Origin of the sequence: Collinsella sp. BA40 (genome assembly GCF_008014645.1) — a bacterium.
Lineage (GTDB): Bacteria > Actinomycetota > Coriobacteriia > Coriobacteriales > Coriobacteriaceae > Collinsella.
Genome location: NZ_VOWY01000002.1, coordinates 17181 through 33780, shown reverse-complemented (window position 1 = coordinate 33780; position 16600 = coordinate 17181). Strand labels below are relative to the sequence as shown.

The window sequence follows — 16600 nt, the reverse complement described above, 5'->3', positions numbered from 1 at the left end:
AGGTGGTAGGCGTGGCACGCTTCTGTATCAAATGCGGCGCGCAGCTTCAGCCCGATGACAAGTTCTGTATCAAGTGCGGCGCGTCCGCATGCGAGGCCGGCGAATGCGGGGAGGAGCGCGAGGCCGCGGGCGAGGTTCTGCAGGACGGTGCGTCCGAAGCCCCGGCTTCGGCGCCGGATGATTCCGGGGCTGCAGGTGACGACGGCTCCATCGCGGACGGTGACGAGGCGGCCCCCGCGGCCAAAGGGGGCCGTAGGAAATACGCCGTGCCCGCGGTGCTCGGGGCCGCGGCTGGCCTGGTGCTCGCCATTGGCGTGGGAATGGCCGTGTCGCCTTCCCCGATGGGCTCTGCTGCGGGCGAGGTGTCCGTGCCCGAATTGCTGGGGAGCACGCAAGAGGATGCGGCCGGCATGCTTGCCGATGCCAACCTGAAGCTCGGGGCGGTGGCCGTGGCGTATAGCGACGACTATCCGGCGGGCCAGGTGAGCCTGGCATCGCCCGTGCCCGGCGAGAAGGCCGCCGCGGGCTCCGAGGTCGACCTCACGATTTCCAAGGGCCCGGCTCCCAAGGATGAACCCGCCGCGCCCGTCCCGCAGGAGGTTGCTCCGGCGCCGCAGCAGCCGACGCCCGACAACTACGTGCTGCCCGAGTCGGCAACCCATCTGTACAGCGAGGCCGAGGTATCCGGATTGAGCGAGTGGGACCTCTCCATCGCGCGCAACGAGATCTACGCGCGCCATGGTCGCGGCTTTGCCGATCAGGAGCTCGCGGCGTACTTTGCCAGCCAGTCGTGGTACCGGCAGCAGTACACGCCGGAGCAGTTCGACGCGCTTTCGCCCAGCCCGCTCAACGACGTGGAACGGGCCAACGCCGCGCTGCTCCTCAAGGTCGAGAAGGACAAGAAGTACGGCGGTGCTTCTTCATCGGCGCCCGCCGGCTTGAGCGACGCGGCGGTGCAGGCGGCGCGCCGGGCTCTTGGCATTCCGGATAGCCTGGATTGCGTGACCCCGGAGGTCGGCGGTGCCTCGTGGTGGGAAGGCGGCGGGATGTACCTGTACCCGGTTGCCTTCTATCGCAACGGGGCGCAGATCGCGTCCGCCTTGTGCAAGGACGATGGCACGCCGGCGCGCAACATCATGGGCTATAACGGGTAGCGCGTCCGGCGCGGCTCGCCGGGGCATGCGAAGCCGGTTGGCTCCCGGCGCGCGGCCGCGCTTCGTTGGATCGTCGCAAAGCTGTTGGAGAAGGAGAATGCCATGGAAAAGAAGCAGGGTATGAAGATATCGGGCGGCCAGGTTGCCGTCTTCGCCGCGGTGATGCTCGCCGTGGGCGCGGTGGTGTTCGCGCTGCGCCCCGCCCCGGCATCGCTGCCGGCGCATCCCGTGTCGATTCCCATTGCCGCCGAGGGCCTGGATACGTCTTCGGGCACCCCGGTGCCCGTGCGCGTCCAGGGCGTCGATGCGAGCGGCGTACCGATCGACCAGGTATATGCGATCCAGGGCGACGGCTCGGGAGCCCAGTTGCCCGAAGGCTCGTATTCGATTTCGGTGACGTCCTCGCCCATCGCGGCCGATGGCACGATCTACTCCATCGTGGGGGCCCTCGCCGCCGCGACGGTGGATGCCGAGGGCGGTCTCGAGCTTGGAAGCGAGCTCGTCTTGGCGCCCGTCGCCGCGCTGGAGGCAGATGACGATGCTATCGCGGCGGCATACGACGGCGTGAAGGGGCTGGACGGCATGGACGCCGCGCGCGCCGCGAGCCTCAGGTACGCGGCCGTGAAGCGCCGCGAGGGCGCCGTCGCCGAGGCGGAGCGCCGCAACGACCCCGCAGCGCAGGCACAGGCGCAGGGAAAGCAGGTGTTTACGGGAACCGTGCGCATGTACGACCGCGAGCACGGTATCTGGATGGAGCTGCACGGCTACGATCCCAACGACCCCGACGGCACGTCTCCGTATGGCGCCCGCGGCGTTGCGATGTTGTATGTCGAGGGCAGCCCGCAGGGCACCGGAATATCGGGCGACCCCACGAGCCACGAGCGCTTTGCGTTGCCCATCGAGAACATGGTGCTGGGATACGGGGAAGAGTCCGTGCCCTGGCAGCAATATGACGGCCAGCGCGTCGTTATCGCCGTCGACGACCTGCGTGGCTTTTCCGACGTGCGCCCCATGCAGGTGAGCGCTATGGGGCCGCACTTCCTGAAGCTCGCGGAGTAGGGCCGCGGGGCGGCGGCGCCGGGTCGCGCCATCTGGCGCCGTTCGCCCGCCGTTGCGGCCTGCGGCATGTGGGGCGCCTTGCCGGCCTTGGGAGCAGCTTGGAAGGGAAGGCCGCCCGCGCCTTTCCCCCTTTTGCGCTACAGTATTTGAGTGTGTAAATGCACATTTGTCGTTTTCGCTTTGCGAAAGAGGGGAGATTCATGGAATCCCAGGCCTATCCGATGCTGTTCAGCCCCATCAAGGTGGGCACGCAAGAGGTTAAGAACCGCGTGTTCATGCCGCCCGTATCCACGAACCTGGCCGACCACGGCTATGTTACCGACGCGCTGATCGATCACTACACGGCGCGTGCCAAGGGCGGCGTGGGCCTCATCATCACCGAGGTCGTGACCGTCGAGCCCACGTATACCTATCTGCCTGGCGATATGTGCTGCTATGACGACACCTTCATCCCCGGCTGGGAAAAGCTCGCCGCCGCGGTTCACCAGTACGGCGCCAAGATCATGCCGCAGCTGTTCCATCCTGCGTACATGGCGTTCAACGTTCCGGGTACGCCGCGCCTGATCGCCCCGTCCTTCGTGGGCCCGTCCTACGCCCGCGAGGCGCCGCGTCCCATCACCATCGACGAGATCCACGAGCTCACCCGCCAGTTCGGCGACGCGGCCGAGCGCATGCAGAAGGCCGGCGTCGACGGCGTCGAGGTCCACGCCGCCCATGCCCACGGCATGCTCGGAGGATTCCTCTCGCCCCAGTACAACAAGCGCACCGACGAGTACGGCGGCAGCCTGGACGCGCGCATGCGCTTCCTGCTGGAGGTCATCGCCGAGATCCGCGAGCGCTGCGGCAAGGACTTCATCATCGACGTGCGCATCTCCGGTGACGAGTACACCGATGGCGGCCTCACGCTCAACGACATGATCTACGTGTCCCGCCGCCTGGAGAAGGCCGGCGTCGACATGATCCACGTCTCCGGCGGCACCACCATCAAGCGCGGCTCGGCTATCCCCGCCGCGGGCACCAAGCAGGCCAGCCACGCCGCCCTCTCGCGCGAGATCAAGAAGCACGTGACCATCCCCGTGGCCACCGTGGGACGTATCAACGAGGCGTGGATCGCCGAGGAGCTCATCGAGGACGGTGCCGCCGACATCTGCATGATGGGCCGCGCCAACCTGTGCGACGCCGAGTTCTGCAACAAGGCCGCTGCGGGGCGCGCCGAGGAGGTCCGCCCGTGCATCGGCTGCCTGCGCTGCCTGAACGGCATCATGTTCGGCAAGCCCATCGCCTGCACGGTCAACCCGGACGTCGAGCACGACGAGGCGGGCTTCGAGCCGGCTGCCGAGAAGAAGAACGTGCTGGTGGTCGGCGCCGGCCCTACCGGTATGGAGGCTGCGTACATCGCCGCGCGCCGCGGTCACCACGTGGTGCTCGTGGATAAGCAGGAGGAGCCCGGCGGCCAGCTGCGCATCGCGTCGGTCCCGCCGGCGAAGCAGGAGCTCACCCGCGTCATCAAGTACCAGTTCAGCCGTCTGGCCGACGCCGGGGTGGACGTCCGCATGGGCGTCGAGCTCACGGCCGAGGACATCCAGCGCGACTTCGCGGGCTACGAGGTGGTCCTGGCCTACGGCGCCGAGCCCATCGTCCCCGGCTTCATGACGGGCTTCAAGCAGGTCATGACCGCCGACGACCTGCTGGCAGGCCGCGCGTTCCCGGGCAAGAAGATTGTCATCGTGGGCGGCGGCTCCGTGGGCTGCGAGACGGCCGACTACCTGGCTCCGCTGGTCAACGACCTGGCACCGTCCAACCGCGACGTCACGCTCATCGAGATGACCCGCACGCTCGCCGCCAACGAGGGCGGCGCCGGCCGCGCGGTGCTCGTGACCCGCATCCTCGACAAGGGCGTCCACGTGCTCACCGAGGCCAAGCTCACGGGCGTGACCGAGGACACCATCTCCTACGAGAAGGACGGCGAGGAGCATGTGATCGAGGGCGCCGACACCCTGGTCCTGGCGCTGGGCTATCGCCCTAACGCCGCGCTCGCCGACGCGCTGGCCGAGGCGGGTTTCACCTGCCACGTGCTGGGCGACTCCAAGCAGTGCGGCAACCTGCGCGACGCCATCGAGGCCGGCTACGAGGCCGCCTGCGCGCTGTAGGTTCTAATATGTCGCCGGATGCATACCGCATGCATCCGGCGACGTGCGCCGCCGCGGCTGCCAGCTTGCCGCCATCATGCCTGTGTGGACTGAATTTTGCGGCAGCGACCTGCTCTAATGTGGTTTTGAGCCTGAAAGCCACCGCTCGCCGTTTATCGACAAACGGCCGCCGTACCGCTAAAAGCGGACGGCTTCCCATGCATACAGACCTACCATTGCATACAGTCTGTAAACCTTTCAGAAAGGAGAAGGCATGGGATTCAAACGGGCCATGGGCCTGGGTGCGCTCACGCTGGCAGTCGCTGCAGCGGTTTCGGGCGCCGGCGCCGAAGCTGCGTACGCGGCGGGTGCCACGCCGGAGCTGCTCCCGGTACCCAAGTCTGCAACCTACCAGGATGGCGCCCTGTCGCTTTCCAACGTAGAGCTGGTCGGCGCTGATGTCGCCGACGCCGACGCCGTGCGCGTCGTGAAGCAGCTGCTTAAGGATGCGGGCATCACGGTGACCGAGCGCACCGCCGCCCAGGGCGCAACCGAGGGCGCTACCGCCATCTACCTCACCGAGGCCGACGATGCCTGCTCGGCGCGCGACGCGCTTGCAACCGCTATGGGTCTGGCCAACGCGGCCGAGCTCGATGAAGAGGGCTACGTCCTCGGCGTCGACGCCGCGCGCAAGGCCATCGTCCTCACGGGTGCCGGCGGCGACGGCAGCTATTATGCTGCGCAGACGCTCGCTCAGCTCATCGAGGGCAAGGACGTACCCAACGCGCGCATCTCCGACGAGCCTTCGCTGCCCGTCCGCGGCACCATCGAGGGCTTCTACGCCCGCGGCAAGGAGGACTGGTCGTGGGAGGACCGCATGAATCAGGTGCGCTTCTACGGCAAGACCAAGATGAACACCTATATCTACGCGCCGAAGGAGGATCCGTTCCACCGCGATCGTTGGCGCGAGCCCTATCCGCAGGACCAGATGGACAAGATGGTCGCCCTTGTCAAGGAGGCCAAGGCCAACAAGGTCGATTTCGTGTTCGCGCTGTCGCCGGGCAACTCCATCAACCTCACGAGCGAGTCCGATTTCCAGGCGCTCGTCAACAAGTGCAAGCTCATGTACGACAACGGCGTGCGCGACTTCGCCATCTTCTTCGACGACATCAGCAATAAGGACGGCGTGGGCCAGGCCAAGCTCCTCAACCGTTTCAACAAGGAGTTCATCAAGAAGCAGGCCGAGCCCTGCACCCTGGCTACGGTTCCCACCGAGTACGACTCCAACGCCATGCTCGACGGCGCCAGCACCAAGCCCTATACCGCCAACTTCGCCAAGACGATCGACCCCGACATCAAGGTGATGTGGACGGGCAGCTCCGTCGTTCCCGACGGCATCACGGTCAAGGACGCCGAGTTCATGACGAGCGTCTACGGAGACCGCGCTGCTATCTGGTGGAACTATCCCTGCAACGACTATCAGCTCGATAAGCTTGCCATGGGCCCCATCCACGGCATCGACAAGGCCGTCTTCGATAAGATCGGCTACTTCGTCATGAACCCCATGGGCCGCGCCAGCCTGTCCCGCGTCACGCTGGGCACGGGCGCCGACTATTCATGGAACGTTCAGGCCTACGACGAGGATGCCTCCCTTGAGGCGTCCTGCGAGCTCTCCTATCCCGAGCACGCCGAGCACGTTCGCACGCTGGCCCTTCATTCCTCGCAGGTGTTCGGCGGCTCCTTCTCCTGCGGTCGCCCCGACGCCCCGGAGGCCAAGGCACATGCCGACGCCCTGCTGAAGTCCGTGGTTGTTTCCGAGGATCCCGCCCAGGACAAGAACGTCCTCGCCCTGCGCGCCGACATGAAGGCCATGGTCGATGCCTCCAACGCCCTTACGGGTGGCGACTTCGGCCCCATCAGCTCCTTTGTCGCTAAGCTCGGCCAGGTGGGCCAGGCGGGCGACAAGGCCATCGACCTGGTCATCGCCAAGGTTAAGGGCGAGCAGGACAAGGTGAACAGCCTTACCTCCGAGCTCAACCGCACCGTGTCGGCCCTTGAGGCGGGCAAGCTCGTCTCCGAGCGCAGCATGGTCTACTTCATCAAGGACGCCCTGGCATACCAGATCGAGCCCAAGGCCGGGTTCGAGGTCTCCGCCTCGCTGGTCCAGAAGGGCACCGAGGTGACCTTTACGAACACCAGCTCGACGTCTGCTGCCGAGTACGAGTGGAGCTTCCCCGGTGCCACCAAGGCCATCTCGAACGAGGCTGAGCCCACCGTGGTCTACACGAAGCCCGGTCGCTATGACGTGACGCTTACGGTCCGCAACCGCTTCGGCGAGGATACCGTGTCCAAGAAGAGCGTCGTTTACGTCGTCGATTCCATGCCCGAGAAGATGGACAACCTCGCGCTGAAGAAGCATGCGACGGCGAGCGGCTCCGCAGCTCCTACCGAGGGCGCCGAGAAGGCCGTCGACGGTTTGGTCACGGGCAGCAAGTGGTGCGCCACCGGCAACAGCGGCCAGTGGCTGACCGTTGACCTGAAGGACACCTACACGCTGTCGAGCTTCCGCATCCATCATGCCGAGGCCGGTGGCGAGGGCGCATCCGCCAACACCCACTCGTTCACCATCTCCGTCAGCACCGATGGCCGTAACTACACCAAGGTCGTCGATGTCGACAACAACACCAAGGGCGTGACCGAGCATGCCATCACGCCTACGGCCGGTCGCTACGTCAAGCTCGACATCCGCCGCGCCGTGTCCCCGGGTACCCAGTGGCCCGCCGCCCGTATCTTCGAGTTCGAGGCATACGGCATCACCGGCGACGTGTCGCAGCTGCCCGAGTACGTAGCTCCCAACACCGCTGACCTCGAGGCTCTGCTCGAGGAGGTCTCCGGCCTGGCCGAGGCCGACCACACCGCCACCACCTGGGGCAAGCTCGTTGAGGCCCGCGATGCAGCCACCGAGCTGCTCACTCGCGGCGACAAGACCCAGGACGAGGTCGACGCCGCCCACACCGCGCTCGTCGCAGCCCGCGACGCCCTGGTGAACACCGCTGCCCTCAAGGCCGAGCTGGCCAAGCACGAGGGCCTGGTCGAGGGCGACTACAACAAGGCAACCTGGGCCGCCTTCAAGACGGCCCGCGACGAGGCCCAGCAGCTGCTCGATAACGGCCGCGCCTCCCAGGACCAGGTCGACGCCGCCGCCAAGCGCGTCGCCGACAAGGCTGCCGCGCTCGTGAAGGTTGCCGACCTCAAGGCCGCCCTCGAGAAGCACGCCGGCCTGAACGAGGCCGACTACACCAAGGCCAGCTGGACCGCCTTCAAGACCGCCCGCGACGAGGCCCAGGCGCTCGTCGACGGTGCCGGCGCGACCCAGGAGAAGGTGGCCGCCGCCATCGCCAAGCTCGATGACGCCGCCGCCAAGCTCGTGAACGTCACCAAGCTTGTGGCCGAGCTGGCCAAGTGCGCCGACCTCAACAAGGCCGACTACACCAGCGCGTCCTGGAAGGCGTTCGACGCCGTCCGCGCCGACGCCCAGAAGGTGCTCGACACCGAGAACGCCACGCAGCAGCAGGTCGATGACGCCGTGAAGGCGCTCTCCGAGGCCTTTGCCTCGCTCGTGAAGGTCAACCCCATCGACTTCATCGACGTTGACGACAACACCGATCACGCCGAGCACATCGCCTGGCTGGCTGCCAACGGCATCTCCACCGGCTTCAAGAACGAGGACGGCACCCTCAGCTTCCGCCCCTATGCGAAGGTCACCCGTAACGACATGGCCGCGTTCCTCTATCGCATGGCCGGCGAGCCCGAGTACGACGTCGAGAGCGCCCCGGCATTCTCCGATGTCGACGAGAGCACCCCGCACAGCAAGGCCATCCTCTGGCTTGCCGCCGAGGGCATCTCCACCGGCTTCAAGGGCGCCGATGGCACGGCGGAGTTCCGTCCCTATGCCGAGGTCACCCGTAACGACATGGCCGCGTTCCTCTATCGCATGGCCGGCGAGCCCGCCTACGATGCCTCCGACGTCTCGTTCGCCGACATCGTGGCCGACACCCCGCATCGCGAGGCCGTGCTGTGGCTCGCCGCTTCCGGCGTGTCCACCGGCTTCGATGAGGCCGACGGCTCCAAGACGTATCGTCCGTACGACCAGATCGCCCGCTGCGACATGGCTGCGTTCCTGCATCGTATGGCCGACAAGAACCTCGTGTAAGACTGCCGGGATCACGTTCGATCCCCGCGGCAACGTGGTGGGTGCGCTGGCATCATCCGTCCAGCGCACCCGGTAACAAGAAGAGGCCCCGACGGTTCCGTCGGGGCCTCTTCGTCATTTCATCCCCACACGTGCTCAGAAAAGGGACAGGCACTAATCTGAGAGGGGGGGACTGCGGGCGCGTTCCGGAGTGCCCCGGCGGTCTGCTCGGAAAAGTGCCTGTCCCTAATCCGAGAGCTGGTCTGAGAGGGGCCAATCCGAGGGCGCGGGCAGCTTTCGGGGCTGCCCGCGCGGGCGAGGGGCGGCCTATGCCGCGCGTGCCATTGCCTGCTCGTAATCGCGCGTGCCGCGGAACACCTCGTGCTTGTACGGGTTCACGCCCAGCTTCTTCGCACGGTACATGATGTAGCCGAACGCCGCGATGTTGGCGGCCAGCGCGATGATGGAAACAACCAGGTTGATCTGGGGGTTGTTCACCGAATCGACCGAGAACACGCTGTAGTCCTGGAACATCGGGAACACCTGGGCGAACATGCACCACAGGGCCAGCGTGTTGGCGCGGTTCTGAATCCAGCCGCCCTTGTTCCAGAAGAAGTTGGCCACCGTGGGCGCCAGGAGCAGCGCCAGGCCGCAGTACCAGGCGTGCGTGGGCAGGCAGTTATAGGTGTAGCAGAAGTTCCACAGGTCATAGGCAATGATGAAGACCCAGGTCATGTCTGGCCACAGCATGTCGTCGCCCTTCTTAGAGCGGTAGATGCCCCACCAGCCGGTCATGCACAGGATGTTGATGAGGCCGGCCACGCCGTTGAACACGTTGTGCCAGCCGCCCATGAGCGTGACGCCCTCGGAGCTAACCCACGTGGTGCCGAACGCGCGGAAGGCGCTTTCGAAATCGGACACCACGGCGATGAGGATGTTGATGGCCACGATGGCGAAGGGGAACACCTTGAACCACTCGGCTCGACCGAGCTTGCCCCAGTCGTACTTGATCATCATGAAGCCGATGCAGCCCGCCGTGGCGGCGTACAGCTTGGCGTAGTGGAACCAGCTGTTCATATGCAGGTACGTGGGGTTGTTGAGCGCCCACTCCATGCCCATGCCGGCGCATACGTAGATGCTGATGAAGTAGACCGTGAGGGCCGCGGGGAGGGCGAGGAAGCAGAAGATGCCGCCGGCCTTGGAACGGCGCGCGACCTCGTTGGCAAGGATGAGGCACGCGAAGACCGCGACCCAGCCCAGCCATTGGAACATGGCGGTTTCGCCATACACCTGGAACAACATGGGTTCCCCTTTCTAATTTGACGGTATGTCAACGCATTGTTGAGTTTCCATCAACGTTGACACTCCGTCAACAAAAAGTTGACGAAATGTCAGCGCCCGCTGCCTTGTGCGATCTTGGAAAGGGGCACGCCAGGTTGTTAGCGCTCGGGCCGGCGGTCGGGGTACTTCTTCGTGTACCCCTCGATATGCAGCGTGCTGGCGACGATGTCCTTGATCGTCTCCGTATCGACATCGGGATGCGTGCGCACGTACATGATGAGCCCGGTGATGAGCACGTAGAACGTTTCGTATAGGTGGTCGATGCGCACCTCGTGCGACGATGCGAAGTCAACTACCGTGGACTCGCAGATGTAGCGCGCCGTGCGGTCGGCGACGCGGTGGACGAAGCTGGCGTACAGCGCCGAGTTGCTTCCCGAAAAGAGCGATTGCGAGAACTCGTCGTCGCGTTTGAGAATGAGGCGCTTGAGCAGCTCGGCCGCGCTGTCGAGCGACCCCTCGATATCGCCGGCGATGCGCTGCGCGTTCCACTCGACGAGCTGCTCCACGAACGTGTCGATGCTTTCGTCGATGAGCGCGTCGAACGCGTCCTCCTTGGTGGGGAAGTAGTGGTAGAACAGCGAGCGCGTGCAGCCTGCGTGCTTGGCGACGGCGGAAACCGACAATCGGCTGAGGCCGTCCTGCACGCAGACGGTCCGGACGGCGGCCAGGATCTTCTCGCGCCGCGCGTCGTGCGCCTGGCGCTTGCGATTGGGTTCCGATCCGCGTGCCATGCCCGTCACGTCCTTTCATTTTACGTTTACGGCTCACCTGCTGAATACAGTCTTGACCTATGTTGACGAAACGTCAATATATTAATCTGACATACAGCTGACGATATGCGCGTTCGGGGCGCCGGTCCGGTGCGGCTGCACGCGTGAAAAGTGTAGCCGATTGGAGAGCCTGCATGGCAGACGTGCGCATTCTCGAAGTGAAGGAAAGCGTCTTCGCGAACAACGATCGCAAGGCAGACGAACTGCGCGACGACCTCAAGCGTCGCGGAACCTTCCTGCTCAACCTCATGTCGAGCCCGGGTTCGGGTAAGACCACCACGCTCACGCGCACCATCGAGGCGCTGCGCGACGAGCTTTCGATCGCGGTGATGGAAGCCGATATCGATTCCGATGTGGATGCGCGCACCATCGCCGGCACGGGCGCCCGCGCGATCCAGCTCCATACGGGCGGCATGTGCCATCTGGACGCCTATATGACCGAGCAGGGCCTGGATGGCTTGCTGGCCGAGGGCGATGGCGCCCCGGTCGACCTCGCGATCCTTGAGAACGTTGGCAACCTGGTGTGCCCGGCGGAGTTCGATACCGGCGCCTCGGCCAACGCGATGATCCTCTCGGTGCCCGAGGGCGACGACAAGCCGCTCAAGTACCCGCTCATGTTCAGCATCTGCGACGTGGTGCTCATCAACAAGATCGACGCGCTGCCGGTGTTCGACACCTTCAGCATGGAGCGCGTGCGCGAGAACATCCTCATGCGCAACCCCGAGGCCACGATCATCCCCATCAGCGCCAAGACGGGCGAGGGCATCGAGGCATGGGCCAGCTGGCTGCGCGAGCGCGTGGCCGCCTGGAAGCGCGCCTAGCGATCGCACCGCACCTCGAAAAAGGGGACAGGCACTAAATTGAGGCGCGCGATTCGGGCGCCATCGTCGATGCGCGTCGACCGCGCGCCGGCGCTGCCGCGAGCACGCTTCGCCCCGGCGGACCCGTTGCAGACAGGTCTCGATTTCGTGCCTGTCCCCTTTTCGAGACCCCCGTTCCAGAACGCGCCGACGCCTGCGGCGCGCGAATCATAAGGAGAGGTACATGTCCCAAGAGCCCGAAAAGATCGTGGTGAACGGCCCCGGCATCAGCTGCTGCGAGCCGGATATCGGCGCCGAGTTCGTCCCGCCGCTGCCCGACAACCCGCGCCCCAAGATCGTGGCGCTGTGCGAGCACTGCACCAACCGCATGCTCAAGCGCGACCAGCTGCTGCCCTACGAGTACTGGGCGTTCGACGCCGCCGCCACCGACGAGATGGCCGACGTCCTGCTCAAGATGAAGATGCGCAAGCCCTATACGCTCGACGACATGGTGAAGGTCACCGGCATGGACGCCGAGCCGCTCGAGAAGCTCATGGACGAGATGAGCTACATCGGCCTGATCGAGTACAACTGGGAGAACCCTACGCGCACCAAGCAGTGGGTTCTGCCCATGCTGGTGCCGGGCTCCGCGGAGTTCATGAACATGCGCCAGTCCCAGCTCGACGAGCATCCCGTCATGGCCAAGTTCTTCGAGCAGTCCTCCAAGAACGCGCTGGCCAAGGCGGCGCCCATGGTGCCCATGGGAGGCGGCGGCGTGGGCCTGCACGTCATCCCGGTGGAGAAGGCCATCGAGACCGAGAACCAGTCGGTCTCCGTGGAGCACATCGAGCACTGGCTCGATAAGTACGAGGGCAAGTACGCGGCGAGCCCCTGCTCGTGCCGCATGAGCCGCGCCCGCCTGGGCCAGGGCTGCGGCGACGACCCCAGCGACTGGTGCATCGCCGTGGGCGACATGGCCGACTACATCGTCGAGACCGACCGCGGCCGCTACATCACGCGCGACGAGGTCTACGAGATCCTGCAGCGCGCCGAGGACAACGGCTTCGTGCACCAGATCACCAACATCGACGGCGAGAACAAGATCTTCGCCATCTGCAACTGCAACGTCAACGTGTGCTACGCCCTGCGCACCTCGCAGCTGTTCAACACGCCCAACCTGTCCCGCTCCGCCTACGTTGCCCGCACCGAGACCGAGAAGTGCGTCGCGTGCGGGCGCTGCGTCGAGGTCTGCCCCGCCGGCGCGGTGAAGCTCGGCCAGAAGCTCTGCGCGGCCAGCACGGGCGAGGTGCCCGAGTATCCCAAGCAGGAGCTGCCGGACGCGGTGAAGTGGGGGCCCGAGAAGTGGAGCCCGGACTACCGCAACAAGAACCGAATCGAGACCTATGACACGGGTACCGCGCCCTGCAAGACGGCCTGCCCGGCGCACATCGCCGTCCAGGGCTATCTCAAGCTTGCCGCCCAGGGCCGCTACACCGACGCCCTGGCGCTCATCAAGCGCGAGAACCCGCTGCCGGCCATCTGCGGCCGCATCTGCAACCGCCGCTGCGAGGACGCCTGCACCCGCGGGCGCATCGACGCCGCCATCGCCATCGACGAGGTGAAGAAGTTCATCGCCCAGCGCGACCTGGACGCCGAGACCCGCTACATCCCGCCCGTGGTGGCGCCGTCCACCAGCGGCGGCTTCGGCGAGAAGATCGCCATCATCGGCGCAGGCCCCGCCGGCCTGTCCTGCGCGTTCTACCTGGCCGAGAAGGGCTACAAGCCCGTGGTCTTCGAGAAGAGCAACCGCCCGGGCGGCATGCTCACCTACGGCATCCCCAGCTACAAGCTGGAGAAGGACGTCATCGAGGCCGAGGTCGACATCATCCGCGAGATGGGCGCCGAGTTCCGCTACGGCGTCGAGGTCGGCCGCGATGTGACGCTCGCCCAGCTGCGCGAGGAGGGCTTCAAGGCCTTCTACGTCGCCATCGGCTGCCAGGGCGGCCGCCTGCCCGGCATCGCCGGCCAGGACGCCGAGGGCGTGTCCGTGGCCGTTGACTTCCTGCGCCACGTGGCCGAGCAGCAGGAGAACGGCGGCACCGCCGAGCCTATGCCCGGCCGCACCGTCGTGGTGGGCGGCGGCAACGTGGCCATCGATGTGGCCCGCACCGCCGCACGCCTGGGCTCCGAGCACGTCGAGATGTTCTGCCTCGAGAGCTCCGAAGACATGCCCGCCAGCACGGAGGAGGTCATGGAGGCCAACGAGGACGGCGTGCACATCTCCTGCGGTTGGGGCCCGGTCGAGGTCCGCGCCGGCGAGGACGGCCGCGTGAAGGAGATCGTCTTCAAGCGCTGCCTGCGCGTCTTCAACGACGAGGGCCGCTTCGACCCGACGTACGACGAAAGCGAGCTGCGCACCGTCGCGGCCGACCGCGTTGTGTTCTCCATCGGCCAGTCCATCGTGTGGGGCAACCTGCTGGACGGCGAGGCCGTCGAGCTCGGCCGCGGCCAGGGTGCCGTCGCCGACCCCAAGACCTACCAGACCGCGCAGCCCGATATCTTCGTGGGCGGCGACGTCTACACCGGTCCCAAGTTCGCGATCGACGCCATCGCCGCCGGCCACGAGGCCGCCGTCTCGCTGCATCGCTTCGTGCGGGACGCCACGCTCACCATCGGCCGCAACCCGCGCGCCTACCGCGAGCTCAACAAGGACGACGTGAAGCTCGAGAGCTACGACACCGCCAGCCGTGGCGACGCCGTGCACAACTACGCCCGCGAGAAGGCCGAGCCGTTCCGCGAGTACCTGGAGACCTTCACCGAGGAGCAGGTGCGCGCCGAGACCGCTCGCTGCCTGGGCTGCGGCGCGTCCATCGTGGACGAGAACAAGTGCATCGGCTGCGGCCTGTGCACCACCAAGTGCGCGTTCGACGCGATCCACCTGCATCGCGAGCATCCCGAGGCCAGCCGCATGGTGAAGTACGAGAAGAAGCTTCCGTCGCTGGCGAAATATGCCCTCAAGCGCGAGATGAAGATCCGCTTCGGAAAAAAGGGATCGAAGTAACCCGCCGTTTCGGGACCCCGGTCTCAGAAAAGGGACAGGCACTTTTCTGAGACCCTCGTCCCGCCGGCCCGGGTCGGTCCGGCGTATCTGCCAGTTGACGGCTGGGCGTATGCCGTCGCAGCGAGGTTGTACGAGGAGTTGTTGATGCACGAGCTCGGCATCGTTTTCCATATCATTCGCAGCGTCGAGGACGTGGCGCGCCAGAACAACATCCACCGCGTGTCCAGCGTGACGCTGGAGCTGGGCGAGGTGTCCGGCATTCTGCCCGACTACCTGGCCGACTGCTGGCGCTGGGCGTGCGATAAGAAGGACCTTATGCGCGGGGCCGAGCTGGTGGTCGAGGAGATTCCCGCCATCACGCGGTGCGAGGCGTGCGGCGCCGCGTACGGCACCGTCGAGCACGGGCGCATCTGCCCGCGCTGCAGCAGCGACCGCACCTACCTGCTCCAGGGCAACGAGACCCTGATCAAGGAGATCGCCACCCCGGACGAGGAACCCGTCTAAGGCGCCGGCCGCGCGCCGGCTTGCATGAAGGCCTTCGTTTCAGCCGCTCCCGCGCCCGCGCGAGCGGCTTTTGCTGTATAACTGCACCAGGTGCATACATCGGGTCGCGCGCGGGCGCGAGACAGGAGGACGGCATGGAGGCCATCGACGCTCACGAGGTACAGGCTGCTCAGGATATGCTGCGGTTCATCGAGGGCTGTCCCAGCATGTTCCACACGACGGCCGCCATCGCTGCGCGCCTTGAGGCCGTGGGCTTCACGGAGCTGCCCGAAGGCGCCTCTTGGGAGGTGGAGCCCGGCGGCTCGTATTACGTCACGCGTAACGGTTCGAGCATCATCGCCTTCCGCGTGGGCGCCCGCGCGCTCGCCGTACGCGACCGCTTCCATTTCCAGCTCGCCGCGTCGCATGGCGATTCGCCCACGTTCAAGATCAAGAGCGCGGGCGAGCTTGCCGGCCCCGCCGAGTATCGCCGCCTCAACGTCGAGGCGTACGGCGGCATGATGGACTACACCTGGTTCGACCGCCCGCTGGGCATCGCTGGCCGAGCGCTGGTCGAGGAGGACGGCGCGGTGATGAGCCATCTGGTCCATCTGGACCGCGACATCGCCATCATCCCGAGCGTGGCGATCCACCTCAACAGGGATGTGAACGGCGGCTTCGCCCCCAATCGGGCGGGCGACCTCTGCCCGCTGGTCTCTGCCGGCGTGTTGGGCGAGGGCAGCCTCGACGCGCTGGTGGCCCATGCCGTGGGCGCCGAGCCCGAGCAGGTGCTCGCATCCGACCTCTTCCTCGTCAACCGCCAGCAGGCGCGCGTGTGGGGCGCGGCCGACGAGTTCGTCTCCTCGCCGCGCATCGACGACCTCATGTGCGCGTACACCTCGCTCGAAGGGTTCCTCACGGCGGCGAACAGCGCGTGCGTGACGGTGTACTGCTGCTTCGACAACGAGGAGGTGGGCTCCAACACCAAGCAGGGCGCCATGTCCACCTTCCTGCCCGACGTTCTTGTGCGCCTCATGGCGGCGCTCGATATGGACGAGGGCGAATACCGCCGCGCACTGTCGCGCTCGATGCTTGTGAGCTGCGACAACGCTCATGCGCTGCATCCCAACAGCCCGAGCCTGCACGATGCGCAGAACAGCTGCGTCCTCAACGGCGGCCCGGTGATCAAGGAGGCGGCCAACCAGCACTATTGCAGCGACGCGTTCAGCCGTGCGGTCTTTGTGGCTCTGTGCCGCCGCGCCGACGTGCCGTTCCAGACCTTCGCGAACCGCAGCGACATGGCCGGCGGCTCCACGCTGGGCAACCTGTCGAACATGCAGGCGAGCATGCACGCGGTCGACATGGGCTGCCCGCAGCTGGCGATGCACTCGTCCTACGAGACGGCGGGCACGCGCGACGTCGATCTGACGATTCGCGCGATGCAGGCGTTCTTCGGCACCGATATCCGTATCGACGGGGCGCATGGCTTCGAGCTGGTGAGCGCGTAAGGACGGACGGCAGCGACCCGCCGTCTGGCCGCTTCGAGCCGGCGTGCCGCCGCCGTCCGCGCGGCCTGTCGCCGCTGGACTACCGTCGAGTCGAGCTTTCGGG

Annotated in this window: 10 protein-coding genes; 8 read left to right on the top strand and 2 right to left on the bottom strand. The window is 66.1% G+C overall.

Going from position 1 to position 16600, the window contains the following annotated elements; genetic code table 11:
* The first annotated feature begins 11 nt into the window (after positions 1-11).
* The 4 genes from E4J93_RS01290 (at position 12) to E4J93_RS01275 (ending at position 8555) form a co-directional block, all read left to right on the top strand.
* Positions 12-1154 (top strand): YARHG domain-containing protein, encoded by a 1143-nt coding sequence (locus tag E4J93_RS01290; RefSeq protein WP_147587682.1) that lies wholly within the window; start codon positions 12-14, stop codon positions 1152-1154.
* Positions 1155-1256: 102 nt separating this feature from the next.
* On the top strand, positions 1257-2213 hold the full coding sequence (locus tag E4J93_RS01285) for a hypothetical protein (RefSeq protein ID WP_147587681.1): 957 nt from the start codon (positions 1257-1259) through the stop codon (positions 2211-2213).
* Between the two features lie 200 nt (positions 2214-2413).
* Positions 2414-4363 carry an FAD-dependent oxidoreductase gene (locus tag E4J93_RS01280; protein WP_147587680.1) on the top strand — a complete coding sequence of 650 codons (1950 nt, stop codon included), beginning with the start codon at positions 2414-2416 and terminating at the stop codon, positions 4361-4363.
* A gap of 253 nt (positions 4364-4616) precedes the next feature.
* Positions 4617-8555: a beta-N-acetylglucosaminidase domain-containing protein gene (locus tag E4J93_RS01275; protein ID WP_147587679.1), complete on the top strand. Its 3939-nt coding sequence runs from the start codon at positions 4617-4619 to the stop codon at positions 8553-8555.
* Between the two features lie 306 nt (positions 8556-8861).
* On the opposite strand, the gene E4J93_RS01270 is transcribed toward E4J93_RS01275, so the two are convergent.
* Together E4J93_RS01270 and E4J93_RS01265 are read right to left on the bottom strand one after the other, a co-directional pair.
* Complete coding sequence (locus E4J93_RS01270; RefSeq protein ID WP_147587678.1) at positions 8862-9836, bottom strand: DUF5692 family protein; 975 nt, start codon at positions 9834-9836, stop codon at positions 8862-8864.
* Between the two features lie 137 nt (positions 9837-9973).
* The gene (locus E4J93_RS01265; RefSeq protein ID WP_147587677.1) at positions 9974-10606 is read right to left on the bottom strand and encodes a TetR/AcrR family transcriptional regulator; all 633 of its coding nucleotides are present in this window, start codon (positions 10604-10606) and stop codon (positions 9974-9976) included.
* 173 nt (positions 10607-10779) lie between these two features.
* On the opposite strand from E4J93_RS01265, the gene hypB reads away from it, so the two are divergent.
* The 4 genes from hypB (at position 10780) to E4J93_RS01245 (ending at position 16497) form a co-directional block, all read left to right on the top strand.
* On the top strand, positions 10780-11466 hold the full coding sequence (hypB, locus tag E4J93_RS01260) for a hydrogenase nickel incorporation protein HypB (protein WP_147587676.1): 687 nt from the start codon (positions 10780-10782) through the stop codon (positions 11464-11466).
* A gap of 244 nt (positions 11467-11710) precedes the next feature.
* The gene (locus E4J93_RS01255) at positions 11711-14506 is read left to right on the top strand and encodes an FAD-dependent oxidoreductase (RefSeq protein WP_187231565.1); all 2796 of its coding nucleotides are present in this window, start codon (positions 11711-11713) and stop codon (positions 14504-14506) included.
* A 144-nt stretch (positions 14507-14650) separates the two neighbouring features.
* On the top strand, positions 14651-15010 hold the full coding sequence (locus E4J93_RS01250) for a hydrogenase maturation nickel metallochaperone HypA (protein WP_147587675.1): 360 nt from the start codon (positions 14651-14653) through the stop codon (positions 15008-15010).
* A 134-nt stretch (positions 15011-15144) separates the two neighbouring features.
* Positions 15145-16497, top strand: a complete 1353-nt coding sequence (locus E4J93_RS01245; protein WP_187231551.1) for a M18 family aminopeptidase — start codon at positions 15145-15147, stop codon at positions 16495-16497.
* Positions 16498-16600 lie beyond the last annotated feature (103 nt).